This window comes from Pseudoalteromonas sp. UBA6610 (assembly GCF_002433295.1).
Taxonomy (GTDB): domain Bacteria; phylum Pseudomonadota; class Gammaproteobacteria; order Enterobacterales; family Alteromonadaceae; genus Pseudoalteromonas; species Pseudoalteromonas atlantica.
Map to the genome: position 1 here is coordinate 8,409 of NZ_DJHW01000138.1, position 395 is coordinate 8,803.

Sequence of the window (395 nt, forward strand, 5' to 3'; positions counted from 1 at the left end):
CTCAATGAAGAGTTTAAAATAACTACCTTCCTTTGATTATTCAAAGTGAAAATGCGGGAGTGGCGGAATTGGTAGACGCGCTGGATTTAGGTTCCAGTATCTTAGGATGTGAGAGTTCAAGTCTCTCCTTCCGCACCATGTTCTGATATGAACTAAACTATCAATTGTTTTCTGTTGGGATATCGCCAAGCGGTAAGGCACCAGGTTTTGATCCTGGCATTCCCAGGTTCAAATCCTGGTATCCCAGCCAACAATGGCTAAGTAGCTCAGCTGGTTAGAGCACATCACTCATAATGATGGGGTCACAGGTTCAAATCCCGTCTTAGCCACCATTTCTTTTTTAGAAGTGGCTCTGCAAGAGTTAAATTGCAGCTCAATGAAGAGTTTAAAATAAC

The 395-nt window shown here is 42.5% G+C and carries 3 tRNA genes; all 3 read left to right on the forward strand.

Annotated elements, in window-relative coordinates:
• The first annotated feature begins 53 nt into the window (after window positions 1-53).
• The 3 genes from B4F91_RS18250 to B4F91_RS18260 all read left to right on the forward strand — a co-directional run bounded on the left by B4F91_RS18250 (window position 54) and on the right by B4F91_RS18260 (window position 332).
• Window positions 54-138, forward strand: a tRNA-Leu gene (locus tag B4F91_RS18250).
• A gap of 37 nt (window positions 139-175) precedes the next feature.
• A tRNA-Gln gene (locus B4F91_RS18255) sits at window positions 176-250 on the forward strand.
• Between the two features lie 5 nt (window positions 251-255).
• Window positions 256-332: transfer RNA gene (locus tag B4F91_RS18260), tRNA-Met, on the forward strand.
• Window positions 333-395: the final 63 nt, after the last annotated feature.